The organism is Pseudomonas sp. MOIL14HWK12:I2 (assembly GCF_000510745.1).
Classification (GTDB): Bacteria; Pseudomonadota; Gammaproteobacteria; order Pseudomonadales; family Pseudomonadaceae; genus Chryseomonas; species Chryseomonas oryzihabitans.
Genome location: NZ_AZOA01000003.1, coordinates 441,606 through 466,516 on the forward strand (window position 1 = coordinate 441,606; position 24,911 = coordinate 466,516).

The following is a 24,911-nucleotide window of genomic DNA, read 5'->3' on the forward strand; positions in this document are numbered from 1 at the left end:
GATTGAAGGGACTCTGGAATCATAGCACCCCCCTTCCCGAAAACGCCCGATTTAGACCGCTTAGTCCATATCAGCGACCCTCGCCAACCGCTCTAGGACGCAGTTCTTGGCCCTCCAGCAGCAGGTGGCGGCGATGGTAGGCGCGCAGGCTCGGACGATGGCCGACACTGACCAGGGTGAGACCCGGATTTTCCGCCAGCAGACGCTCATAGAGCGCATGCTCGTCCGCTTCGCTGAGCGCCGAGCTGGCTTCGTCGAGAAACAGCCAGTCGGGGGCGTAGAGCAGCGCCCGCGCCAGGGCTACCCGCTGCTGCTCGCCGGGCGACAGGGTGCGTTCCCAGTGGCGGGCTTCATCCAGGTGCTCGCGCAGGTGATCGAGACGGCACTGCTGCAGCACCTCGGCCAGCCGCTCGTTGGAATAGGCATCCGCCGGCTGCGGATAGGCCAGGGCTTCGCGCAGGGTGCCGATGGGCAGATAGGGTTGTTGCGGCAGGAACAGCTGACGCCCCGGCGGGACGCCGATCCCGCCCTGCCCTTGCCGCCAGAGTCCGGCCAGGGCCCGCAGCAGGGTGCTCTTGCCACTGCCCGAGGCGCCTTCGATCAGCAGGTGTTCGCCACGGGCGATACGCAGATCGGTGGGATGCAGCAGCAACCGGCCGGCGGCACCCAGGGAAAGACCTTCCAGGACCAGGTCGCTGCTACTGGCATGGGGCACCAGGATGTCGGTCTCCTGGCTGAATTCGGCCATGGTCTCGCGAAAGGTCAGCAGACGATCGGACACGGCGCGCCAGCCGGCCAGGCTGACGTAGGCGTCGACGAACCAGCTGAGACTTTCCTGGACATTGCCGAAGGCCGAGTTGATCTGCATCAGATCGCCCAGCTGGATCTTGCCGGAGAAATAGCGCGGCGCCGCCAGGACGAAGCCGGCGATGATGGCGATCTGGCTGTAGCCAGCGGTAAAGAAGGTCAGCCGCTTGGTGTAGTTCATCACCAGGTGGTAGTTGCCCCAGACATAGCCGAAGCGATCCAGCAGACGGCGGTGCTCGTTGGCCTCACCGCGGAACAGCGCCACGCTCTCGGCCTTCTCGCGGACGCGGATCAGGCCGAAGCGCAGGTCGGCTTCATAGCGTTGCTGCTGGTTGTAGAGACCGATCAGCCGACGGCCGATCAGATGGGTCAGCCAGGTGCCGACGGTGGCGTAGATCAGGGCCGCCCAGAACATGTAGGCCGGGATGGTGATGCCGAACAGGGTGATGTCGCCGGAGATGCCGAACAGGATGACGCTGAAGGACACCAGGCTGACCACGGTGCGGATGAAGCCCAGCCCGAGGCTCAGGGTGGTTTCGGCGAAGTCGCGGATGTCTTCGGTGAGGCGCTGGTCGGGGTTGTCGGCACCGCCTTCGCGTTCCAGCTGATAGTAGTTGCGGTCGGATAGCCAGAGGCCGAAGTGCTTTTCGGTCAGCCAGCGCCGCCAGTTGATGGTCAGCGCCTGAGTGAGGTACAGCCGGTACACGGCCAGCAGGATGGCGGTGGCGGCCAGCCCGCAGAAGTACAGCATCAGCCGGATGAAGGCGGCCAGATCGCGATTCTGCAGGGCGTCGTAGAAGTAGCGATACCAGGTGTTCAGGGCCACCGACAGGCCGACCCCGGCCAGCGACAGGGCGATGACCACGGACAGCAGGAGCCAGGCCTTGCCTTTCTCTTCACTGCGCCAGTAGGGAGTGATCAAAGCCCAGACGCGGGCCAGGAAATGCCCACGGGAAGCCCCGTAGACGGAGGGCACGGGTACGGCGGATTCGGACATGCTCGGACTCTCAAGGACTGCTCAACGAGACGCCTGCACAGCCTATGCCGGAAAGCCTGAACGAATTCTGACTGAAACAATGTAACAGTTTGTCACCCACGGCGATCGTGGGCGATGCCAGCCCTCAGCGGCGCACCGGGCGCTTCTGCAGCTTGCGCTGCAGGGTACGGCGGTGCATGCCCAGCGCCCGCGCGGTCGCCGAGATGTTGCCTTCGTGTTCGGACAGTACCCGCTGGATGTGCTCCCACTGCAGGCGATCCACCGACATGGGATTGTCCGGCACCAGGGTGTCGAGATCGGCGTGCTGGGCGAGCAGGCCGGCCAGGACGTCGTCGGCATCCGCCGGCTTGCACAGGTAGTTGGTGGCGCCGCGCTTGATGGCCTCCACCGCGGTGGCGATGCTGGAATAGCCGGTGAGGATCACCACGCGCATCTCCGGGTGCAGCTCCAGCAGCTGGGGCAGCAGCACCAGCCCCGAGTCCCCTTCCATCTTGAGGTCGAGCACGGCGTAGTCCGGCAGGTCTTCCTTGGCCAGTTGCAGGCCTTCCTCGGCGCTGTCGGCGATGGACACGCGCAAGCCGCGGCGATCCATGGCGCGGGCCATCACCCGGGTAAAGGTGGGATCGTCGTCGACCAGCAGGATGTGGGGCTGGTCGTCGAAACCGCTGTTGAGGTCGTCAGTCATAGAATTCTCCAGGCATTCACGCCAGGGCGTAGTGCCGCGGCAGGCGCAATTCGGTCAGGGTGCCGCCTTCTTCGTGATTGTAGAGCTTCACCGTGCCGCCGGCGCGGGTGACGCTGGCCTGGCTGAGAAACAGGCCCAGTCCGAAGCCCTTGCCCTTGGTGGTGAAGAAGGGCTTGCCGAGCTGTTCGGCGATGGCCAGGGGTACGCCGGCACCGTGATCGCGGATCGACAGGCACAGCTCGCGCGCATCCCAGTGCAGACGGATGGCCAGGTTTTCCGGGCAGGCATCGGCGGCATTGTTGAGTAGATTCAGCAGTGCCTGGGTAAGTTCGACCGGCGGGGTCAGGCGCGGTGGCGTGCCCAGACTGACCACCTCGAAGCTGTAGGTGGCTTCCGGTCGCATCAGGTGCCAGCGATCCATGGTCGCCTCCAGCCACTCAACGGCGGTCTGCTCCTGCACCGTCTGGCGGCGGTCCGCTTCGGCCGCACGCACCAGTTGCTGCAGGGTCTGCTTGCACTGGCCGACCTGGGCCTGCAACAGCGCCAGGTCCTCGCTCAGGGTCGGCTGACCGGCGTACTCCTGCTGCAGCTCCTTGAGCAACACGCTCATGGTGGACAGCGGCGTGCTCAGCTCGTGGGCCGCGCCGGCGGCCTGGGTGGCCACGGCCAGCAGCTGCTGATCGCGCATGGCCTGTTCGCGGCGCTGGGCCTGCAGGCTCTCCTGCTCGCGCAGGGCGGTGGCCATGCGCGCGACGAACAGAGTGATGACCGCGGCGGAAAGGGCGAAGCTCAGCCACATGCCGTAGCTGAGCACCGCGCCGTCGTTGGCCACCAGCAGGTGCAACGGCTCGTAGGACAGCAGCATCAGCGAGAAGACCGCCAGGGTCAGGGCCGCCAGGACCAGGGTATAGAGCCAGGGCAGCGTGGCCGCGGCGATGGTCAGGGGCACCAGGTAATAGGAGGCGAAGGGGTTGGTCGGACCGCCGGCGAAATACAGCAGGGCACTGTGGATGGCCAGGTCGCAGCCCAGGTGGGCGGCGTATTCCTGCTCGGTGACCGGCCAGGGGCGGGTCAGCCGCAGGGCGGCGAACAGGCAGAGTACGGCCGAGACGCCCAGGGTGATGGCCAGGGCCGTCCAGGGCAGCTGGACGATGCCCGACAGTCGGGCGATGCCCACCGAGCCGGCCTGCGCGGCCAGCACCAGCACGCGGATGATGACCAGGCGCCCGAGATTCTGGCGATTGGCGGACAACCATTGAACAGGCAAGGAGAACATGCGAGGTTCCAGGCGCAAGAAACGATCGAGACGACAGCCCCGCGGGGCTGCCGGTCAGAGCAGACTTGGCATTATAGCGATGGGTATCCGCCCGCAGCCGCCGACGCGGCAAAGCGACGCACCATCCGCCAGGTCCGCGGTCACACCGCTTTCGGACTGCCAATCAGGAGAACACCATGACCTTTCCCCTACGCCCGCTCGTGCTGGGCGCCGCGCTGTTCAGCACCCTGCTCGCCACCGGCGTCCAGGCCGATGAGCCGCGCTACAACCAGATCAGCCTGAGGGCCGAGGTCAGCCGCGAGGTCCCGCGCGACCGCATGCAGGTCATGCTCTACACCGAAAGCCAGGGCCAGGATCCGGCCGCCCTGGCCAGCGACACCACCAAGACCCTCAACGCCGCCCTGGAGCAGGCGCGCAAGGTCAAGGGGGTGGACGTTTCCCTGGGCAATCGCAACACCTATCCGGTCTATGAAGACCAGGGCCGCGCCATCAACGCCTGGCGCGAGCGCGGTGAACTGCGCCTGGAAAGCGCCGACTTCGCCGCCCTGTCCAAGCTGACCGGCGAGCTGCTGGGCAGCCTGAAGATGGGCAATCTGCAATTCACCATCGCCGATGGCACCCGCAAGCAGCAGGAGGATGCCCTGTTCAAGGACGCCGTGGCCGCCTTCAAGGCGCGCGCCCAGCTGGCCACCGAAGCCCTGGGTGGCTCGGGCTATCGCATCGTCAGCCTGGACCTGGGTACCAGCGGCGTACCCCAGCCGCTGCCGATGCTGCGCATGTCGGCGATGAAGGCCGCCAGCGATGCCGTGACCCCGGATGTCGCCCCCGGCACCACCACCGTCGAAGTGACCGCGGGCGGTACCATCGAAGTACAGATGCCCTGATCTAGTGCAGAAAAGTAACAACGCTGTTTCGGTGCGCACTTTTGGTGCGCACCGACTTCCTGCCGCGACACCTTGTCTTACATCTTTGCGACATCTGTTTTGTGTTTGGGTCGCCTGGGGTCAATAGCTCGCCTGAGCTATGGACATGGGCACAGGCTGTGCATGTGGGCTCATCTGTCCACAAGACATCGGCATTCTGTTTCGCAACGCCACATCGTGTTGCGCCGTCCCCGACATGAGGTCTCCATGCACAAGAACGTACTCGCTGCCCTCTTCGCTTCCGGTCTGCTGGCCGGCGCACCCCTGGCCCAGGCGACCAACCTGGTGTTCTGCTCCGAAGGCAGCCCGGCCGGCTTCGATCCGGCGCAATACACCACCGGCACCGACTTCGATGCGTCGGCGGAAACCATCTTCAACAAGCTGACCCAGTTCGAGCGCGGCGGTACCCAGGTCAAGCCGGGTCTGGCGGAAAGCTGGGACATCAGCGAAGACGGCAAGGTCTACACCTTCCACCTGCGCAAGGGCGTGAAATTCCACACCACGGACTACTTCAAGCCGACCCGCGAATTCAATGCCGATGACGTCCTGTTCACCTTCCAGCGCATGCTGGACAAGAACAATCCGTTCCGTAAGGCCTACCCCACCGAATTCCCCTACTTCACCGACATGGGCCTCGACCAGAACATCGCCAAGGTGGAAAAGGTCGACGACTACACGGTGCGCATGACCCTCAACGAAGTGGACGCCGCCTTCCTGCAGAATCTGGCGATGCCCTTCCCGTCGATCCAGTCGGCCGAATACGCCGACAAGCTGCTCAAGGCCGGCAAGGCGGCCGAGATCAACCAGAAGCCGATCGGCACCGGTCCCTTCGTCTTCAGCCGCTACCAGAAGGATGCGGTGATCCGCTACAAGGCCAACCCGGACTACTGGGACAAGGTCGATGGACCCAAGGTGGACAACCTGATCTTCTCCATCAACACCGATCCTTCGGTGCGGATGCAGAAGCTCAAGGCCGGCGAGTGCCAGATCACCGTCTATCCGCGTCCGGCCGACCTGGACGGGCTGAAGAAGGACCCGAATCTCAAGCTGCCGTCGCAGCCAGGCTTCAACCTGGGCTACATCTCCTACAACGTCGAGCACGGCGAGCTGGCCAAGCTCAAGGTACGCCAGGCGATGGACATGGCGGTCAACAAGGAAGCCATCATCAACGCCGTCTACCAGGGCGCCGGTCAGGTAGCCGTCAACAGCATGCCGCCGACCCAGTGGTCCTATGACAAGTCCATCAAGGACGCGCCCTACGATCCGGAAAAGGCCAAGGCCCTGCTCAAGGAAGCCGGCTTCAAGGAAGGCACCGAGCTCACCCTCTGGGCCATGCCGGTGCAGCGTCCCTACAACCCCAATGCGCGCCTGATGGCGGAGATGCTGCAGCAGGATTGGGCCAAGATCGGCGTCAAGACCAAGATCGTCAGCTACGAATGGGGCGAGTACATCAAGCGTTCCAAGAGTGGCGAGCAGGACATCATGCTGATCGGCTGGAGCGGCGACAACGGCGACCCGGACAACTGGCTGGCGACCCTCTTCGGCTGCAAGGCCATCGGTGGCAACAACTTCTCCCGCTGGTGCTACCAGCCGTTCGAGGACCTGGTGGTCAAGGCCAAGCGCGTGACCGACCAGGGCGAGCGCACCAAGCTCTACGAACAGGCCCAGCAGGTGCTCAAGCAGCAGGTACCCATGACGCCCATCGCGCACTCCACGGTCTACATGCCGATGCGCAAGGAAGTCCAGGACTACAAGATCAGCCCCTTCGGGTTGAACGAGTTCTACGGCGTCAGCGTCAGCAAGTGAAGCCTCTTGGCCAGGGTCGGGAGCTAGACTCCCGACCCTGGCCGTTCATTTGACTGATGGAGTGAGACCCATGCGCCTTCCCTACGCCTACTCGTTGCTGGCGGCGAGCCTGCTCGCCTGTGCTCCGCTCGCCCAGGCGGCGAGCAACCTCGTCTATTGCTCGGAAGCCAGCCCGGCCGGTTTCGATCCGGCGCAATACACCTCGGGCACCGAATTCGATGCCTCGGCCGAAACGGTCTTCAACCGCCTGGTGCAGTTCCAGCGTGGCGGCACCACCCTCGAGCCGGGCCTGGCGACCCAATGGGACGTGAGCGCGGATGGCAAGACCTATACCTTCCACCTGCGCCAGGGCGTGAAATTCCACACCACCGACTACTTCAAGCCCACGCGCGACTTCAACGCCGACGACGTGGTCTTCACCTTCCAGCGCATGCTCGACAAGGAGCAGCCGTTCCGTAAGGCCTATCCCACGGAATTCCCCTACTTCACCGACATGGGGCTGGACCAGAACATCGCCAAGGTGGCCAAGGTCGACGACCACACCGTGGTCTTCACCCTGAACAAGGTCGACGCCGCCTTTGCCGCCGACCTGGCCATGAGCTTCGCCTCCATCCAGTCGGCGGAGTACGCCGCGCAATTGCTCAAGGCGGGCAAGCCCGAGCTGCTCAACCAGCAGCCCATCGGCACCGGCCCCTTCGTCTTCAGCCGCTACCAGAAGGATGCGGTGATCCGATTCAAGGGCAATCCGGACTACTGGAAGCCCGAGGACGTCAAGCTCGACAACCTGATCTTCGCCATCACCCCCGATGCCGCCACCCGCCTGCAGAAGCTCAAGGCCAACGAATGCCAGGTGAGCGGCTATGCGCGTCCGGCGGACCTGGTGGAGATGAAGCAGGATCCGCAGCTCAAGGTGCTGCAGCAGCCGGGCTTCAACGTCGGCTTCCTCGCCTACAACGTCCAGCATCCGCCGCTGGACAAGCCCGAGGTGCGGCGTGCCCTGGACATGGCCATCAACAAGCAGGCCATCGTCGACACCGTGTTCCAGGGCGCCGGCCAGGTCGCGCAGAACGTGATCCCGCCGAACCAATGGTCCTACGACAAGAACATCAAGGGCGCGCCCTACGACCCGGAAAAGGCCAAGGCCCTGCTCAAGCAGGCGGGGATCAAGGACGGCACCGAGATCGCGCTCTGGGCCATGACGGTACAGCGCGCCTCCAACCCCAACGCCCGCCAGTCGGCGCAGATGATCCAGCAGGATTGGGCCAAGGTCGGCATCAAGGCCAAGATCGTCAGCTACGAATGGGGTGAATACATCAAGAGAGCCAAGGCCGGCGAACATGATGTGCTGACCTATGGCTGGACCGGCGACAACGGCGATCCCGACAACTGGCTGGGCGTGCTCTATGGCTGCAGCGCCATCGGCGGCAGCAACTATGCGCGCTGGTGCGACAAGAGCTACGACGCCCTCATCCAGAAGGCCAAGACCAGCAATGATCGCGCCGAACGCACCCGTCTCTACGAGCAGGCGCAACAGATCATTCGCCAGCAGATGCCGGTGAGCCCCATGGCCCACTCGGTGGTGTCCCAGCCCATGCGCAAAGAAGTGCAGGGCTTCAAGATCAACCCCTTCGGCGTCACCGGTTTCTATGGCGTAAGCCTCGACCGCTGACCCTGTCCGGCCCGCCTCGCGGGCCTTCACGAGGAGCCTTCCGTGTCCAAACCGCTATTCTCGCTGTCTCTCGCCGCCCTCCTCTGCCTGACGGCCAATGCCGCCCTGGCACGCCCCCTGGTGGTCTGCACCGAGGCCAATCCGGAAGGCTTCGATCCGGGTCGCTACACCTCCGGCTATACCTTCAACGCCTCGGCCACCCCGCTGTACAACCGCCTGGTGGAATTTAAGCAGGGCACCGCTGAGCTGGAGCCGGGCCTGGCCGAAAGCTGGGAGGTCTCCCCGGATGGCCTGCAGTACACCTTCACCCTGCGCCAGGGGGTGAAATTCCACACCACCGACTACTTCAAGCCCACTCGCGACTTCAACGCCGACGACGTGGTGTTCAGCTTCGAGCGCATGCTCGACAAGAACAATCCCTGGTACAACCTCTCCCCGAGCGGCTATCCCTATGCCGCCGCCATGGAGATGGGCACCCTGATCAAGTCCATCGACAAGGTGGACGACAGCCACGTGCGCTTCACCCTCAACCAGCCCGAGGCGCCCTTCCTCGCCGACCTGGCCATGGCCTTCGGCTCGATCCTGTCCAAGGAATACGCCGACAGCCTGCTGGCCAGCAAGAAGACCGACGACATCAACCAGAAGCCCATCGGCACCGGTCCCTTCGTCTTCCAGCGCTATGCCAAGGATTCCAACACCCGCTACAAGGTCAATCCAGACTACTTCGGCAAGAAGCCGCAGATGGACGGCCTGGTGCTGGCGGTGACCCTGGATCCCAATGTGCGCATCCAGCGGGTGCGCAACAACGAGTGCCAGATTGGCCTGACGGTCAAGCCGCAGGACGTGCCGATGCTCAAGCAGGACAAGAGCCTCAAGCTGGCCCAGGTGGAAAGCCAGACCACCTCCTACCTGGCGCTGAACACCAAGCACAAGGCGCTGAGCGACGTGCGGGTGCGCCAGGCCATCGCCATGGCCTTCGATCAGCAGAACTACCTGAAGACGGTGTTCGGCGAAGGCGGCGCCAAGGCGGCGATCAATCCCTATCCCTCTTCGCTGCTGGGCTACGCCAAGGACATCAAGCCCTGGCCCCATGACGTGGAGAAGGCCAAGGCGCTGCTCAAGGAAGCCGGCTATCCCGATGGCTTCACCCTCAAGTACTACATCAGCACCGGCACCGGCCCGGGCGGCAGTCCGGCGCTGGTGGCCCAGCTGATCCAGGGCGACCTCGCCAAGATCGGCATCAAGGCCGAGATCACCCAGTTCGAGTGGGGCGAATTCGTCAAGCGCACCAAGGCCGGCGAGCACGACCTGATGATGATGAGCTGGACCGGCGACAACGGGGACCCGGACAACTTCCTCACCAACAACCTGAGCTGCGCCGCGGTGCAGGGCGGCGAGAACCGCGCCTTCTGGTGCGACAAGGCCTTCAACGACGCCATCGAAAAGGCCAAGCGCATCAACGACCCGGCTCAGCGTACCGCCCTCTACGAACAGGCCCAGCAGATCTTCCACCAGCAGATGCCCTGGATTCCGCTGGCGCATCCGCTGTTCACCGACGTCCTGCAACCCAAGGTACAGGGCTATGTGCAGAGTCCGCTGGGGGTCTACGACTTCTCCACGGTGACCCTCGACTGATCGGCACCTGATGCCGTAAGCGACCGGGCCCGGGCGGCCCGCCCCTCGACCTTTCCCGCCTCGCGCCGTGTTTCGGCGCGACGGGTTCGGTCGTGCCGGAAACGCCCAAAAAAACAGAAAAACGACCGCTTTGGAGCACAGTTGATGACCAACATCCACCGTGGAGGCCTCGCCCTCTCGCTACTCACCCTGGCCCTGACCGCCCACGCCCAGTCCCCGGCGCCGGAAGATCCCAGCTACGCCAACGAGGTCCAGACCCTGCCCAACGTGCAGAAGCCGGTGAAGGGCCAGGAAGGCGCCAAGGGCTTCTTCGCCGACGACAGCCTGACCCTGGCCACGCGCAACTTCTTCGCCCGCGAGACCAGCTCCGATCCGATCTTCAGCTACACCAAGAACGGTACCCGGGTGCGCACCCACTCGCGCAATACCTGGGTCCAGGCCACGGCGCTCAAGTACAGCTCCGGCTACACCCAGGGCCCGGTGGGTTTCGGCATCGACGTGGCGGGCTATCAGGCCACCAACCTGGAGCGGGGCAAGGGTCAGATCGGTGGCGGCGGCAACCGCACCCTGGCCAACGCCGAGGGCGAGGGCCATGCCGAGTGGTCCAAGCTGGGCATCGCCGACGCGCGCTTCCGCGTCTCCAACACCGAGCTCAAGATCGGTCGTTTCATGCTCGACACCCCGGTGATCAGCTACAACGACAACCGGCCCTTCCCCTCCGGTTTCGACGGCTTCGCCCTGACCAGCGACGAATGGGACAACCTCTCGCTGCAGGGTGGCAGCTTCACCCGCGTCAGTCCGCGGACCGGTGCCGGCGACGAGAAGTGGACCACCGAGTACGGCACCCGCGAGGTCACCGCCGACCGCCTGAGCTTTCTCGGTGGCAACTACAAGCTGCCCCAGGGCTGGGAAGTCAGCGTCTATGGCGCCAACTTCGAAGACGTCTGGAACCAGTACTTCCTGAGCGTGACCCAGGCCGGCGGCTCGCTCGACACCTTTGCCTGGAAGGCGGTGGCCAACGCCTATCGCACCGTCGACGCCGGCAGCGCCAAGGCCGGCGACATCGACAACACCGCCTGGAGCCTGGCGTTCACCGGCAGCCACCAGGCCCACAGCCTGACCCTGGCCTACCAGCAGATCGACGGCAACGAGTACTTCGACTACGCCCACGAGACCGCGGCCATCTACCTGGCCAACTCCCTGGTCTCGGACTACAACGGCCCCAACGAGAAGTCGCTGCAGATCCGCTACGAAACCGACTGGAGCTACTTCGGCGTGCCTGGCCTGAGCACCGGCGTCTGGTACGCCAAGGGTTGGGACATCGACGGCACCCACTACGACGCCGGCGCCGGCAAGTACGCCAACTATGCCGAGGTCCTGCAGCAGGATGGCGAGAAGCACCACGAGATCGGCCTGGTCACCACCTACAAGGTGCAGCAGGGCACGCTCAAGGACAGTCGCTTCCGCCTGCTGCTGACCGATCACCGCGCCAGCCAGAACCAGGTCGACGGCAACGTCAAGGAGCTGCGCCTAGTCTCCACCCTGCCGTTCAACCTGCTGTGATGACGAAACCCGGCGGATTTCGTGCAGCGCCCGGCATCTCGCCGGGATCGCGTCGCGAACACCGGCGAAGCCCTGGCCATGTCGAGGATATCGACGGCCGTGGCAACGTGGTAGTCTGCCGGGTTTGGAGCGCTGGCCCAGAGCGCTCTTCGAACCTATTCGTAGGACCGAACGAGGCTGCCGCTGGCAGGCCGCGTTCGTCGCGGACCAGGACGGTCCGCGCAGGGATGAATCCGGACCCCCGTCTGAGAGTCAGATCAAAAGCCTGCGGGCTTTTGAGCGGGCTTTCACTTAAAAACGCGGCCGGGCACGTACTCGCGCCGTCTTGATCAGCCTCAAGAGGAGATACCCCCTCCGATGCTCGCCTTCATCGCCCGTCGCTTCGGGCTGCTGATACCGACGTTCTTTGGCGTCACCCTGCTGACCTTCGCCCTGATCCGCCTCATCCCCGGCGATCCGGTGGAAGTCATGATGGGCGAACGCCGCGTCGATCCGCAGATGCACGCCGAAGCCATGCACCGCCTGGGCCTCGACAAGCCCCTGTACCAGCAGTATTTCGACTACATCGGCAATCTCGCCCAGGGCAACCTCGGCGAATCCCTGCGCAGCCGCGTCGGGGTCTGGGACGAATTCCTGACTCTGTTCCCGGCCACCCTGGAACTCTCGGTGGCGGCCATGCTGTTCGCCACGGTGTTCGGCGTGCTGGCCGGCATCATCGCCGCCCTCAGGCGCGGCTCCACGGTGGACCACGGGGTGATGGGCGTGGCCCTGACCGGCTACTCCATGCCGATCTTCTGGTGGGGCCTGCTGCTGATCATGCTGTTCTCGGTGCAGCTCGGCTGGACTCCGGTCTCCGGTCGCCTGGACCTGCTCTACGACATCCCGCCGCGCACCGGCTTCATGCTCATCGACACCCTGCTCTCCGACGAGCCCGGCGCCTTCGTCGATGCCCTCAAGCACCTGATCCTGCCGGCCATCGTGGTGGGCACCATTCCCCTGGCGGTGATCGCGCGCATGACCCGCTCGGCCATGCTCGAGGTGCTGCGCGAGGACTATGTGCGCACCGCTCGCGCCAAGGGCCTGTCGCCCAAGCGGGTGGTCTTCGTCCACGCCCTGCGCAACGCCCTGATCCCGGTGCTGACCGTGCTCGGCCTGCAGGTCGGTAGCCTGCTCTCCGGCGCGGTGCTCACCGAGACCATCTTTTCCTGGCCCGGCATCGGCAAGTGGCTGATCGAGGCCATCGGCGCCCGGGACTACCCGGTGGTGCAGAACGGCATCCTGCTGATCGCCACCCTGGTCATCCTGGTCAATTTCGTCGTGGACATCCTCTACGGCCTGGTCAATCCGCGCATCCGCCACCAGCGTTGATGCGCCCAAACGGACAGAGCCTATGACAACGGTAAACACCCCGGCCGCTCAAGACCCGAGCGCCCTCTATCCCTCTCCCTTCAAGGAGTTCTGGCACGCCTTCGCCCGCAACAAGGGCGCCCTCGGCGGGCTGATTTTCATGGTCATCGTGGTGTTCTGCGCGCTCTTCGCGCCCTGGGTCGCCCCCCATGCGCCCAGCGAGCAATTCCGCGACTTCATGCTCACCCCGCCACTGTGGCTGGAGGGCGGCAACAGCCAGTTCCCGCTGGGCACCGACGAGCTGGGGCGTGACCTGCTCAGCCGACTGATCCACGGCGCCCGGCTGTCGCTGCTGATCGGCCTGGCCTCGGTGGTCTTCTCGCTGATCCCCGGCATCCTGCTCGGCCTGGTCGCCGGCTTCTCGCCCAATCGCGCCGGTCCGGTGATCATGCGCCTGATGGACATCATGCTGGCGCTGCCGTCGCTGCTGCTGGCCGTGGCCATCGTCGCCATCCTCGGCCCAGGCCTGATCAACACCGTGGTGGCCATCGCCATCGTCTCGCTGCCGTCCTATGTGCGCCTGACCCGCGCCGCGGTGATGGGCGAACTGCACCGCGACTACGTCACCGCCTCGCGGCTGGCCGGCGCCGGCACCCTGCGGCTGATGTTCGTCAGCGTGCTGCCCAACTGCATGGCGCCGCTGATCGTCCAGGCCACCCTGAGCTTTTCCTCGGCGATCCTCGATGCCGCCGCCCTGGGCTTCCTCGGCCTCGGCGTGCAGCCGCCCACTCCCGAGTGGGGCACCATGCTGGCCTCGGCCCGTGACTACATCGAGCGCGCCTGGTGGGTGGTGACCCTGCCGGGTCTCGCCATCCTCTTCACCGTGCTGGCCATCAACCTGATGGGCGACGGCCTGCGCGATGCCCTCGATCCGCGTCTGAAGGTGCAGTCATGAGCCTCCTCGAAATCCAGAACCTCTCGGTGCGCTTCGGCGGCGCCGACGCTCCGCCGGTGGTGGAAGGCCTCGATCTCACGGTGGATCAGGGCGAAATCGTCGCCATCGTCGGTGAGTCCGGCTCCGGCAAGTCGGTGACCATGATGGCCGTGATGGGCCTGATCGATCACCCCGGCCGCATCACCGCCGACCGCCTGGCCTTCGACGGCCAGGACCTGCTCAGCCTCAAGGGTCGCCGCCGGCGCCACCTGATCGGCAAGGAGCTGTCGATGGTCTTCCAGGACCCGATGACGGCGCTCAACCCCAGCTACACCGTGGGCTTCCAGCTGGAAGAGGTGATCCGCCAGCATCTGGGCCTCAAGGGTCGCGCCGCTCGCCAGCGCGCCCTGGAATTGCTGGAAAAGGTCGAGATCCCGGCCGCGGCCAGCCGTCTCGGCGCCTATCCGCACCAGCTGTCCGGGGGCATGAGCCAGCGCGTCGCCATCGCCATGGCCATCGCCGCCGAGCCGCGCCTGCTGATCGCCGACGAACCCACCACCGCCCTGGACGTGACCATCCAGGCGCAGATCATGGAGCTCTTGGTCAATCTGCAGCGCGACGAGGGCATGGGCCTGATCCTCATCACCCACGACCTCGCCGTGGTGGCCGAGACCGCCCAGCGCGTGGTGGTGATGTACGCCGGCCAGGCGGTGGAGAAAGGCGTGGTGCCGACGCTGTTCGACGCCCCCGCCCACCCCTATACCGAAGCCCTGCTGGCGGCTATCCCCGAGCACAGCCAGACGGACCGCCTGCACACCCTGCCCGGTATCGTCCCCGGTCGCTATGACCGGCCGGCCGGCTGCCTGCTCAGTCCGCGCTGCCCCTATGTGCAGCCACGCTGCCAGGAGCGTCCGGCGCTGGAGCCCTATGACCGCGGTGCGGTGCGCTGCTTCTTCCCGCGCAACGTCGCCCCGGGCGAAGCCCCCGAGGTGCTGCCCGAACATCAACGTCCCAGCCAGTTGCCGGAGGATCGCCATGGCGCCGTCTGAAGCCACCGTCCTCGCCCGCTCCACTGCCCCGGAGCAGGCGCCCGAGCACCTCGTGCTCGAAGCCAAGGGCCTGACCCAGCACTATCAAATCTCCCGCGGGCTGTTCAAGGACAGCGCCACGGTCAAGGCGCTCAACGGCGTCTCCTTCGACCTCCAGGCCGGGCGCACCCTGGCCGTGGTGGGCGAGTCGGGCTGTGGCAAGTCCACCCTGGCCCGTGCCCTGACGCTGATCGAGCAGCCCACCGCCGGCAGCCTGGTCATCGGCGGCCAGGACGTGGCCCAGGCCGACGCCGCCCGCCGCAAGGAGCTGCGCCGCGAGGTGCAGATGGTGTTCCAGAATCCCTACGCCTCGCTCAATCCGCGGCGCAAGATCGGCGACCAGCTGGCCGAGCCGCTGCAGATCAACACCAGCCTGTCGCGCACCGAAAGGCGCGAGAAGGTGCAGGCGATGATGCAGCAGGTGGGCTTGCGGCCCGAGCACTACCAGCGCTATCCGCACATGTTCTCCGGCGGCCAGCGCCAGCGCATCGCCGTGGCCCGCGCCATGATGCTGCAGCCCAAGGTGCTGGTGGCGGACGAGCCGACCTCGGCGCTGGACGTGTCCATCCAGGCGCAGGTGCTCAACCTGTTCATGGATCTGCAGCAGCAGTACCGCACGGCCTATGTGTTCATCTCCCACAACCTCTCGGTGGTGCGCCACATCGCTGACGAGGTGATGGTGATGTACCTGGGCTGCATCGTCGAAAAGACCAGTCGCGACCTGCTGTTCGAGCGGCCCCTGCATCCCTATACCCAGATGCTGCTGTCGGCCACCCCGAGTCTGCACCCGGATCCGAGCAAGCCGCGCATCCGCATCCAGGGCGAACTGCCCAATCCGCTGGATCCGCCACCCGGTTGCGTCTTCCACCGCCGCTGCCCCTATGCGACGGAAAAGTGCAAGACCGAGGTCCCAGCGCTGCGCAACGTGGAAGCCCGCCAGGTGGCCTGCCACTATGCGGAGAATTTTCTGTAGGCCAACGGCGCCGTTGGGCTTCACTGGCGATCAATCCAACCTACTCACTGACGCTGGTACGTAGCAGCAACTCTCTTATCGCGGCCATGGGCCGCTCCTACATGGTGATCAGAACCCGTAGGAGCGGCCCATGGCCGCGATAGAGCCGTTAAAGCCAGCAGCATCCTCGAACGCACTTGTTATCTTTGGGCTTCATCCCGCTGCCGGACTTCCCATGCACATCCGCCCCTTCCAGCCCGCCGACACCGAAGCCATGGTCAGCCTCTGGCAGGCTTGCGGTCTGACCCGTCCCTGGAACGATCCCTACCGCGACATCCAGCGCAAGCTCGCCGAGCAACCCGAGTTGTTTTTGGTGGGCGAAGCGGACGGCGTGCTCATGGCCAGCGCCATGGTCGGCACCGATGGCCATCGCGGCTGGCTCTACTACCTGGCGGTGGCTCCCGCCCACCAGCGGCGCGGTCATGCCCGGCGACTGGTGGCGACCGCCGAACAGCTGCTCACCGAGCGCGGCTGCCCCAAACTGCAGCTGATGGTGCGCCGGGACAACGCGGCGATCCTCGGCTTCTATGCGGCCTTGGGTTATGTGGAGGCCGAGGTCGTCACCCTGGGCAAGCGGCTGATCGCCGACGACTAGAGTGGAAGAAGGCGAAGCCCTGTCCGCTGCCGATACTCAATGCCCAGTGGAAAACGCTTCGCGGCTTTCCACGCTATGGACTGACAGCTGACTGCAGGGTGGGTAACGGCGCAGCCTTACCCACGCGCAGCCGAACCTGTTGTGGAAACCCTGGACGGTTTCCACCAGGTATAGCCGGTGTAGAGTGGACGGATCCTCTGAGGAGACGGGCTTCCGAATCCCCCTGCCGGCGAGGCCGTCAGGTCCCTGTCGTCTCCCTGTCAGGCTGCTGTCGGGTTGCCGTCGTGTCGGACAGAGGGGTCTGCGGCTAGGCTTTCCCTCGTCCCTCATCGCTGGAGAAATCGAGATGCAACTGCCCAACAGGATCAAGGAACACCGCCTGGCGCGAGCCTGGTCGCAAGAGCAGCTGGCCGAACTCGCGGGCATCAGCACCCGTACGGTGCAACGCCTCGAAAATGGCGAGCAGGCCAGTCTGGAGACGCTGAGCGCCCTGGCCGCCGTCCTGGAGATCAGGGTGAGCGATCTGACCGAGCAAACCTCCCAGGAAGCAGGATCCGCCGCAGACGAGCGGATCGCCAATGCTCGTGAACAGGTGGCCGCCGAGATCGGCTTCTATTGGCAGGTGCTGCGAGGCCTGGTCATCTGCATCTTTCTCTATGTGCTCAATCGCGAGACTTCGCCCGACAGCCACTGGTCCTGGTGGGTCGCCGCCATCTGGGGAGTTCTGCTGCTGGGCCGCGGCATCCAGACCTTCTTCCTGCGCGACCGAATCGCCCTCTGGCAGCACGCCCGGCTGCAAAAGCTGCTACGCAAGTAGCAAAGGCCGGCGATCGGCACCCACCTCCCGGCGGCCTCGGGCCATAGCGCGGCCATCCGGCCATCGGACTGCCGAGCCAGGTGGCGATCCTGGACTTCAACAGGCTCAGCGCCAACCCACGAGCGTGCCACCCGCTGCCGTAGGTTGGGCTGAGACGGCTTCATCGTCGAAGCCCAACATCCCAGACCTTTTCCTTGCTGTTGGGCTTCGCTGGGCTCAACCCAACCTGCGTTTAGCGTGGCAGCAGCCCCACCAACGGCCCCGGATGCTTGCGGACCTCGGCGTAGGGCACCAGGGTGCCGCCGGGCTCGTCGCAGTTGCGGGCGGCGCGGAAGAAGGTCGGACCGAGGTAGAGACCCTTGGGCGTCAGGTACCAGGGCGCGAATTGCCAGACGTCGGCGCTACGATAATCGCAGCCGTCGCCATCGGCCGGCGCCTGCATCAGCTCTGGATACAGGCGGGTGAACAGCCCGATCACCCAGGGCGCCAGGGTCTGTTCCCGATAGTCCGCCAGGGCCTGGGAATAACGATCTTCCGGCTGCGGGCGGATCGGCTGGCCGTGACCCAGCCAGAGAATGTCTTCCAGCGCCAGCTCCTGGCCGGTCTGGAGATCCAGGGTCAGGGGCGCGCTGCCGAAATCTGGGTGGGCCGCGCCGCTGCAGCTGTACTGGCTGAACAGATTGACGCTGAGCACCCGCTCGGTGAGCAACTGCGGGGTCACCTGCAGGCTGTGCTCGCCGTCAGGACCGATGCAGCTCAGATGGGCGTCCACCTCCGCCCAGAGGCGTTCGCGCAGCACGGCATTGGCCGCCTCGCTGGCACCCTCCACGGTAAACAGCTGCATGCCCGAGACCGGCTCGCGCCACCCGCGCAGCTCACGCCCCATGAAGGTCTGGCGCTCGCCCGGTTCCAGCTGGAGTCCCTGCAGACGGCGATATTCGTAGGGATCGTCCCGGCGCAGTTGCTGCCGATAGCGATCGTCCGCGGCGGGCTGCGCCAGGTGGAGCGGGGCCAGGGCGAGGGGCAGGGTCTTGCCGGCCCCGCTCCAGCTGCCGGTCCAGCGACTGTCGGTGCCGCGCGTCAGCGACCAGCTGGCCTTGGCGCCCTCCTGCCAGGGCGCGCCCTCCTCCAGCTCCAGCCGGTCGCCCGGCTGGGCCGGACCGCTCAGGCGCAGGTCGCGGCGATAGCGGTCGTAGAAATAGCGCCCATAGGCTTCGTCATTGGCGGTGGGATCGAGCTCCACCACCACCCGGGCCTGGCCCAGGGTGCCTTCCAGCAGCAGCTTTTCGGCATGGGCGACGCCGGTGGTCAGCAGCAGGGCCAACCCCAGTCCGGACAGACAAGCTTTCATCAGGGCTCCCGCAGCCAGCGTATCGGTGTTGCGCCCAGGGTAGAGCAGCGGCGCCAGGCTGTCTCGCGGGTCGGCGGACGAGGCACTGCCGCCCGCGCGTTCAGCCATGGGAGAATGGCGTTTTTTTCGACCCCCGGACGCCCATGGATCTCCCCGCCCTGCTCACCCGCCTGCACGCGATCCGCGACGCCAACGCCTGGCGGCGCTATCACAACCCCAAGAATCTGGCGATGGCCGCCAGCGTCGAGATGGCCGAACTGGTGGAGATCTTCCAGTGGAAGAGCGATGTCGAAGCTCGCGCCCTGAGCGCCGCCGAGCGCGAACACGCCGGCCAGGAAATCGCCGATGTGCTGCTCTATCTGCTGCAATTGGGCAGCGAACTGGAACTGGACGTGGAACAGGCGGTGCTGGCCAAGCTGGCCGATAACGAGAGGCGCTTCCTGCCGTGAGCGATACCTTCTTCGACGACCGCGCCACCCGTTTCGCCGCCAACATCTATGGCGGCACCAAGGGCGCCATCCGCCTGGCCGTATTGCAGGCGGATCTGACCGAGGTGCTGCCGCAACGCCCGCTGCGGGTGCTGGACATCGGCGCCGGGCTCGGCCACATGAGTCTCTGGCTGGCGCAACAGGGCCATGCGGTGACCCTGGCCGAACCCTCGGCGCCCATGCTGGCGGGTGCCCAGGAGGCCTTCGCCGCCGCCGGCCTCGACGCCGCCTGGCTGGCGCTGCCCTGGCAGGAGCTGCCCGCCTTCGCCGAACCCTTCGATCTGGTGCTCTGCCACGCGGTGCTGGAGTGGCTGGAAACGCCCACGGCGATCCTGCCGACCCTGCAACGCTGCCTGGCGCCGGACGGCTGGCTGTCGCTGGCCTTCTACAACCGCGATGCCCTGATCTATCGCAACCTGCTCAAGGGGCACTTTCGCAAACTCCGGCAGGGTGAATACGCCGGCGCGGGCCAACGCGGCCTCACGCCGCAACAACCGCTGGACCCTCGCGAGGTCGAGGCCTGGCTGGCGCCGGACTGGCGGATCCGGGCGCGCAGTGGCGTACGGGTCTTCCATGACTACATGCCGCCGGAATTCCAGGCGCGCGCCGCGGGCGAGGAGCTGGTGGCCATGGAACTGGCCCATCGACGGCATCCGGCCTTCGCCGGTCTCGGCCGCTATCTGCATTGGCTCTGCCAAGCTAAGGCAGGATGACCCCGGGCGCGGTATGCTCTGGCCAGCATTCCTTCGAGGAACCGGTCATGCGTCGCCCCCTGCTCTGCCTGTCGCTCACGCTGCTCGCCCTGGCCGGTTGCCAGACGCCCAATCCCTATGTCGCCAGCAGCCTGCCCGAAGCCTCGGTGCCGGTGCTGCCGCAGCAGGATCCGGCGGCCTATCCGCCGGCACCGCGTGACTGGAGTCGCTATCGCACCTGGCGCTGGGCCCCCGGCGCCGCCGTGGTCAGCGGCGGCCTGGATGGCCAGACCGTGCAGCAGGCGGTGGCCGACGGTCTTGACCAGCGTGGGCTGCGACCGGCCCTTGGCGGTGCCCGCGCCGATCTGCAGGTGCGGGCCCGCCTTACCCAGCAGCAGCGCAGCGAGCAGTACACCGACTACTACGACACGGGCTATGGCTACGGCGGCTACGGGCCCTATGGCTACGGCCCGGGCTATGGCGCCAGCGTCGGCCAGGCGCGGACCCGCACCCGGACCTTTCTGGTCGACGTGCTGGAGGTGGAATTGCTCGATCCCGCCACCGGCCGCGTGCTCTGGCATTCGGCCGCCGAACAGGCCAGCGGCGGCAATAGCGGCGAACGCGCGCGTACCCTGAGGGATACCACCCGCCGCCTGCTGGCCAACTATCCGCCCAACTGACGCGATAAGTCGCCCTTAAGCCAGTCCAAGCAGACTAGTCCCCTGACCCAGAGGATCGCCCATGAAACGTTGCCTCCTGCTGCTTGCGGTCCTCTTGCTGGCGGCCTGCGCCGAGCGCGGCCCGCGCAACCTGGACTATGACGCCAGCCGCGACTTCGCCGCCTATCGCAGCTGGGGCTGGGCCGATCCCGCCATCGAGTACCGCCCCAACGATCCGCGGGTACGTAGCGATCTCACCGAACAGCGCCTGCGCGATTCGGTCAGCAGCGGGCTCGACCAGCGCGGGCTGCGTCCCGCACCGGCCGGCGCGCGCCCGGACCTGAAGATCAAGCTCTATGTGATCCTCGATCAGCGCCAGCAGAGCTTCAGCTATGCCGATCCCTACTGGGGCCCGGGCTGGGGTGGCCCCTGGGGCTCCGCCTGGGGTCCCGGTCCCTGGGGGCCGAGCTATGTGCGCACCCAGACCGTCACCTACCCGGTGATGACGGTGCAACTCGACATGCTCGATGGCCGTGACGGCAAGCTGGTCTGGCGCGCCAGCGAAGAGCGCCTGCTGGACGACCAGAACGCCACCCCGGCCCAGCGCAGCGCCGCCTTCAGCCGGCTGATCGGCGACCTGCTCGTCAGCTATCCGCCGCGGCCTTGAGCGGTTGACCGTCCGGGCGGCTCTTGGCTGCCCCCGGTCCGACGCTGAGCAGACGGCCGCTGGGCGGTAACGGATAATGGCCTCTGGCCAGGTACCCCGCGCGTCGTCTGTGGCCCGCTTGCGGGGAACCTGACTGTCTCCAGCGCCGCCCAGGTTGATCATGACGTCCACGCCCATCGCCACCCGCCGCAGCCACAATCTGCTGCTGCGCCTCTTTCCGGTCATCTGCGCCCTGCCGATCCTGCTCGGCCTCGGCTGCTACCTGCTGATCAGGACCGCCACCAGCCAGGACGCCGACGTCCAGCAACGCGCCCGCACCTATATCGAGCGCACCCTGGTGCAGGTGGAAAACGAAATCGGCCACAACATCATCAACTACGCCAAGTGGGGCGAGGCCTACAAGCACCTGCACCTGACGGTCGATCTGTTCTGGGCCAACGACGAGCGCAACGTCGGCGACATCCCCTATGAGCTCTACGGCTACAACGGGGTCTTCGTACTGGATCCGCAGGACCGGACCATCTACGCGGTGATCGATGGTCGGCCGACCGAGCGCGCGGCGGCGCAATGGCTCGAAGGCGATCTGGCCGGTCTGCTGGCGGAGACCCGCCAGCGCCCCGGCGAGACCGAAAGCCTGGTCCGGGTGCTGAGCGTGGGCGGCGTCCCGGCGCTGGTCGCCGCGGCCACCATCACGCCGGGCGCGAGCTACAGCGTGGCCCCTGGCCCCGGCGCGCCCTCGGTGATGCTGTTCGTCAACGTGCTCGATCCGGACACCCTGGCCCATCTCAGCGACACCTATGGCCTGCCGCGACTCGAGGCGTCGCGGGCGCCCCTCGCCGATCACCAATACCTGCAGTTTCTGGATTCGCCGCTGCTGCTCAACTGGCAACCGCCGCAACCCGGTGCCCAGCTCCTGCGCCGCACCCTGCCGATCTTTCTGGCCGGGGTGCTGCTGCTCGGGCTGGTGCTGGCCCTGCTGATCCGTCATGCGCTGAATTCGGCCCGCCAGCTCGACCGGCAATTCGATGCCCTGGTCGCCAGCCAGGCCGAACTGAGCCGCAGCGAAAGCCGCTTTCGCGAACTCGCCGAGGCCGCCTCCGACTGGCTCTGGGAAAGCGACGCCGCAGGCCGTATCACCTATCTCTCCGAACGCTTCGCCCGCATCACCGGTCATGCGCCCGGCAGCTGGCTCGGCCGGCCGCTCACGGAGCTGTTCAGCAGCGAGACCACCCGCCTGGCCAACTGGCTCCAGGACAACGTTCACCAGCGCGACGAGCGTCAGGTGCTGCGCTGCCACTATCGCGACCGCCAGGGTCACGCCCGGGTCTGCGAGATCACCGCCCGGCCGCTGCCCGAGGGCGCCGGCTTTCGCGGTACCGCCAGCGACATCACCGCCGCGGTCAATGCCCAGGCGGAAATCGAACACCTGTCGCAACACGACAGCCTGACCGGCCTGGCCAACCGGCTGCAATTGCAGCACTACCTGGCGCGCAAACTGGCGCAATCCAGAACGCCGCTGACGCTGCTCAGCCTGGACCTGGATCGCTTCAAGCCGGTCAACGACAGCCTCGGCCATGCCGCCGGCGATCGGGTGCTGCAGGAAATCGCCCGCCGCCTGCAGGCCAGTCTGAGGCCCGGCGGCCTGGTGGCGCGCCTGGGTGGCGACGAATTCATCGTGGTGTTGCTCGGTCACCTGGACGTGGCGACGGTCGACCAGATCTGTGCCCGCCTGGTAAACGCCGTCGGCCGGCCGATTCTGCTGGAGGAGCAGTCGGTCAGCGTCGGCACCAGCATTGGCATCGCCCAGGCCCCGGACCAGGCCACCCAGGTCGAGGACCTGCTGCGTCTGGCGGATATCGCGCTCTACCAGGCCAAGGCCGCGGGTCGCAACGGCTGGTGCTTTCATGCGCCGGCGATGGACGCCCAGCTCAGCCAGCGGCGGGATCTGGAGCAGGAGTTGCGCCAGGCGCTGGCGCTCGACCAGCTGCGCCTGGGCTACCTGCCGCGCAGAGGCGTCGCCACGGGTGACCTGAGCGGCGTCGAGGTCCAGCTGCACTGGGCCCATCCGCTGCGCGGTCTGCTGCCGTCCGCCGCCTTCCTGCCGCTAGCCGAAGAGACCGGACTCAGCGTTGCCCTGGGGCCGTGGCTGCTGGACGGCGCCTGTCGCGCCGCCGCGGCCTGGCCCGTGCCGCTGCGGCTGGTCATCAGTCTGTCGGCGCGCCAGTGCGCCGATGCCGAGGCCCTGGTGGAGGCGGTCGCCAGCGCCCTGCAGACCAGTGGTCTGGCAGCGGGACGCCTGGAGCTGCAAGTGCCCGAGGCCTTGTTGCAGGCGGAAGACGTGTCTCTCACTCAGCTGCAGGCGCTCAAGGCCCTGGGCGTGCGCCTGAGCCTGGCCGACTTCGGCAGCGGCTCAGGCGGCCTCGAGGCGCTGCGCCAGTCCGTGCTGGATGGCATCAGTCTGGATAGCCGTCTCGTCGCTCGTCTGGAAGACCAGCCTGCCGATGCCGCCATCGCCCAGGCCCTGATCGGCCTCGGACGGACCCTGGGCCTGCGGCTGGCGGCGACGGGCGTGGAGACGCCGGTCCAGCTGGACTGGCTGCGGGCGCACCTCTGCGACGAGGTCCAGGGCCCGCTGTTCGGCCCGGTCCTGGCGGTCAACGACCTGGCGTTGCTGCTGGCTACCGAACAGCGGCCGGGATGACGACCTAGAGGCGCTCCAGCCACCCCAGATCGCCCCCGCGGGCCGGTACCGGATAGCAGCCATAGGGCGCATAGCCATGGGTACAGACCGGATCGGCGCGCAGCGTGGGTTCGCCCACCGGTTGCGCGCGCCAGCCCTCCAGCAGGGCGATGGCGGCCAGGGCCAGAAGCAGGGCGATGAACAGCGCGGAGCGAATTGTTCTTGTCAGGCGCATGGTGACCTCCCGCGAGGCGATTGCCAGGATCGGCAGACAGCGTCCCCGCTCCTTGAGTATCGACCCTTGGAAGTCATTTCGCCGCCCCGCGCAGCTCCCGATTGCGCAAAGCTGCACTGCGGTGGGTGCAACAGTGGGCTAGGGCGAAGGGTGGAGATCCCGGACAAGGCTGCGCCGTTGTCCAGGCTACGCGCCAAGCCCCGCCCCACTCTAGACCGCCCCCTCTCCCGCCGGGAGAGGGTTGGGGTGAGGGTCACCTGGCCTCGCCTTGGCGATTTCCGGACAAGGCTGCGCCGTTGTCCAGGCTACGCACCTACGCGTGAAGCCCCGCCCCACTCCGGACCGCCCCCTCTCCCGCCGGGAGAGGGTTGGGGTGAGGGTCACCTGGCACCGCCTTGACCATTGCTGGACAAGGCTGCGCCGTTGTCCAGGCTACGCACGAAGCCCCGCCCCACTCCGGACCGCCCCTCTCCCGCCGGGAGAGGGTTGGCGTGAGGGTCACCTGGCATCGCCTTGACCATTTCCGGACAAGGCTGCGCCTTTGTCCAGGCTACGCACTAATCCCCGCCCCACTCCGGACCGCCCCCTCTCCCGCTGGGAGAGGGTTGGGGTGAGGGTCGAGCCGCGTCAGGCGATCTCCACCTGCTCGCCGTTCAGCCGCACCGCCCAGGTGGGCAGGGCCTGCTCGGGGTACTCCAGGCAGCCACCGTCCGCCAAGCGGAAGTGCTGCTTGTACAGCGGCGAGGCGATCACCAGATCCGGGCCCAGCTGGCCGACGATGCCGCGGCCGATGACGTTGGCGCCGGACTTGGGGTCGCGGTTGCCCACAGCGAAGACCTTCTGCTCGGTGTCGGGCAGGTAGAACAGCGCCACCTGCTCGCCCTCGTGCAGGGCCACCACGCCGGACTGGGGCACCAGGTCGGCCAGGCTGCACAGGGGTTGCCAGCGGGGTTCCAGGGCACGCGCGGTAGTGGTCTGGGTCATG

General features: G+C 66.5%; 22 protein-coding genes. 16 read left to right on the forward strand and 6 right to left on the reverse strand.

Annotated elements, in window-relative coordinates; all coding sequences use genetic code 11:
• Positions 1 to 70 precede the first annotated feature (70 nt).
• The 3 genes from PSK12I2_RS0102095 to PSK12I2_RS0102105 all read right to left on the reverse strand — a co-directional run bounded on the left by PSK12I2_RS0102095 (position 71) and on the right by PSK12I2_RS0102105 (position 3,765).
• Positions 71 to 1,804, reverse strand: a complete 1,734-nt coding sequence (locus PSK12I2_RS0102095; protein ID WP_027597105.1) for an ABC transporter ATP-binding protein/permease — start codon at positions 1,802 to 1,804, stop codon at positions 71 to 73.
• 124 nt (positions 1,805 to 1,928) lie between these two features.
• A complete protein-coding gene (locus tag PSK12I2_RS0102100; RefSeq protein ID WP_007159542.1) occupies positions 1,929 to 2,489 on the reverse strand; it encodes a response regulator transcription factor in 561 nt (186 codons plus the stop codon).
• A 16-nt stretch (positions 2,490 to 2,505) separates the two neighbouring features.
• The gene (locus PSK12I2_RS0102105) at positions 2,506 to 3,765 is read right to left on the reverse strand and encodes an ATP-binding protein (protein ID WP_007159543.1); all 1,260 of its coding nucleotides are present in this window, start codon (positions 3,763 to 3,765) and stop codon (positions 2,506 to 2,508) included.
• 176 nt (positions 3,766 to 3,941) lie between these two features.
• Between PSK12I2_RS0102105 and PSK12I2_RS0102110 the strand changes: the two genes are divergently transcribed.
• From PSK12I2_RS0102110 to PSK12I2_RS0102160, 11 genes are all read left to right on the forward strand, one after another.
• Positions 3,942 to 4,649, forward strand: coding sequence for an SIMPL domain-containing protein (locus PSK12I2_RS0102110; protein WP_007159544.1), 708 nt, complete (start codon positions 3,942 to 3,944; stop codon positions 4,647 to 4,649).
• A 246-nt stretch (positions 4,650 to 4,895) separates the two neighbouring features.
• A complete protein-coding gene (locus PSK12I2_RS0102115) occupies positions 4,896 to 6,494 on the forward strand; it encodes an ABC transporter substrate-binding protein (RefSeq protein WP_007159545.1) in 1,599 nt (532 codons plus the stop codon).
• 70 nt (positions 6,495 to 6,564) lie between these two features.
• On the forward strand, positions 6,565 to 8,163 hold the full coding sequence (locus tag PSK12I2_RS0102120) for an ABC transporter substrate-binding protein (RefSeq protein ID WP_027597106.1): 1,599 nt from the start codon (positions 6,565 to 6,567) through the stop codon (positions 8,161 to 8,163).
• A 42-nt stretch (positions 8,164 to 8,205) separates the two neighbouring features.
• On the forward strand, positions 8,206 to 9,798 hold the full coding sequence (locus tag PSK12I2_RS0102125; protein WP_027597107.1) for an ABC transporter substrate-binding protein: 1,593 nt from the start codon (positions 8,206 to 8,208) through the stop codon (positions 9,796 to 9,798).
• A 144-nt stretch (positions 9,799 to 9,942) separates the two neighbouring features.
• A complete protein-coding gene (locus PSK12I2_RS0102130) occupies positions 9,943 to 11,361 on the forward strand; it encodes an OprD family outer membrane porin (protein WP_027597108.1) in 1,419 nt (472 codons plus the stop codon).
• Between the two features lie 357 nt (positions 11,362 to 11,718).
• The gene (locus PSK12I2_RS0102135; protein WP_007159549.1) at positions 11,719 to 12,729 is read left to right on the forward strand and encodes an ABC transporter permease subunit; all 1,011 of its coding nucleotides are present in this window, start codon (positions 11,719 to 11,721) and stop codon (positions 12,727 to 12,729) included.
• A gap of 22 nt (positions 12,730 to 12,751) precedes the next feature.
• Positions 12,752 to 13,663, forward strand: a complete 912-nt coding sequence (locus PSK12I2_RS0102140) for an ABC transporter permease subunit (RefSeq protein ID WP_027597109.1) — start codon at positions 12,752 to 12,754, stop codon at positions 13,661 to 13,663.
• Positions 13,660 to 14,691: an ABC transporter ATP-binding protein gene (locus PSK12I2_RS0102145; protein WP_007159551.1), complete on the forward strand. Its 1,032-nt coding sequence runs from the start codon at positions 13,660 to 13,662 to the stop codon at positions 14,689 to 14,691. Before PSK12I2_RS0102140 ends, PSK12I2_RS0102145 begins: the two co-directional genes overlap by 4 nt.
• Complete coding sequence (locus PSK12I2_RS0102150; protein ID WP_037007462.1) at positions 14,678 to 15,703, forward strand: peptide ABC transporter ATP-binding protein; 1,026 nt, start codon at positions 14,678 to 14,680, stop codon at positions 15,701 to 15,703. Before PSK12I2_RS0102145 ends, PSK12I2_RS0102150 begins: the two co-directional genes overlap by 14 nt.
• A 214-nt stretch (positions 15,704 to 15,917) precedes the next feature.
• On the forward strand, positions 15,918 to 16,337 hold the full coding sequence (locus PSK12I2_RS0102155) for a GNAT family acetyltransferase (RefSeq protein ID WP_027597111.1): 420 nt from the start codon (positions 15,918 to 15,920) through the stop codon (positions 16,335 to 16,337).
• A 346-nt stretch (positions 16,338 to 16,683) separates the two neighbouring features.
• A complete protein-coding gene (locus tag PSK12I2_RS0102160; RefSeq protein ID WP_027597112.1) occupies positions 16,684 to 17,154 on the forward strand; it encodes a helix-turn-helix domain-containing protein in 471 nt (156 codons plus the stop codon).
• Positions 17,155 to 17,386: 232 nt separating this feature from the next.
• Here the strand turns inward: PSK12I2_RS0102160 and PSK12I2_RS0102165 are convergent, their stop codons facing one another.
• On the reverse strand, positions 17,387 to 18,505 hold the full coding sequence (locus PSK12I2_RS0102165) for a hypothetical protein (protein ID WP_027597113.1): 1,119 nt from the start codon (positions 18,503 to 18,505) through the stop codon (positions 17,387 to 17,389).
• A gap of 143 nt (positions 18,506 to 18,648) precedes the next feature.
• Here PSK12I2_RS0102165 and PSK12I2_RS0102170 point away from each other — a divergent pair, with 143 nt between their 5' ends.
• The 5 genes from PSK12I2_RS0102170 (at position 18,649) to PSK12I2_RS23550 (ending at position 23,712) form a co-directional block, all read left to right on the forward strand.
• Positions 18,649 to 18,954: a nucleotide pyrophosphohydrolase gene (locus PSK12I2_RS0102170; protein ID WP_007159555.1), complete on the forward strand. Its 306-nt coding sequence runs from the start codon at positions 18,649 to 18,651 to the stop codon at positions 18,952 to 18,954.
• Entirely contained in the window at positions 18,951 to 19,706 is a 756-nt protein-coding gene (locus tag PSK12I2_RS0102175; protein ID WP_007159556.1) for a methyltransferase domain-containing protein, read from the forward strand. Before PSK12I2_RS0102170 ends, PSK12I2_RS0102175 begins: the two co-directional genes overlap by 4 nt.
• Positions 19,707 to 19,753: 47 nt before the next feature.
• Positions 19,754 to 20,365 carry a DUF4136 domain-containing protein gene (locus PSK12I2_RS0102180; RefSeq protein ID WP_027597114.1) on the forward strand — a complete coding sequence of 204 codons (612 nt, stop codon included), beginning with the start codon at positions 19,754 to 19,756 and terminating at the stop codon, positions 20,363 to 20,365.
• A 61-nt stretch (positions 20,366 to 20,426) separates the two neighbouring features.
• Positions 20,427 to 21,011, forward strand: a complete 585-nt coding sequence (locus PSK12I2_RS0102185; RefSeq protein WP_027597115.1) for a DUF4136 domain-containing protein — start codon at positions 20,427 to 20,429, stop codon at positions 21,009 to 21,011.
• 160 nt (positions 21,012 to 21,171) lie between these two features.
• On the forward strand, positions 21,172 to 23,712 hold the full coding sequence (locus PSK12I2_RS23550) for an EAL domain-containing protein (RefSeq protein WP_037007463.1): 2,541 nt from the start codon (positions 21,172 to 21,174) through the stop codon (positions 23,710 to 23,712).
• A gap of 4 nt (positions 23,713 to 23,716) precedes the next feature.
• Here the strand turns inward: PSK12I2_RS23550 and PSK12I2_RS23555 are convergent, their stop codons facing one another.
• Both PSK12I2_RS23555 and nirD read right to left on the reverse strand, forming a co-directional pair.
• Positions 23,717 to 23,926, reverse strand: a complete 210-nt coding sequence (locus tag PSK12I2_RS23555; RefSeq protein WP_007159560.1) for a hypothetical protein — start codon at positions 23,924 to 23,926, stop codon at positions 23,717 to 23,719.
• 627 nt (positions 23,927 to 24,553) lie between these two features.
• Positions 24,554 to 24,910 carry a nitrite reductase small subunit NirD gene (gene nirD / locus PSK12I2_RS0102200; RefSeq protein WP_027597116.1) on the reverse strand — a complete coding sequence of 119 codons (357 nt, stop codon included), beginning with the start codon at positions 24,908 to 24,910 and terminating at the stop codon, positions 24,554 to 24,556.
• Position 24,911: the final 1 nt, after the last annotated feature.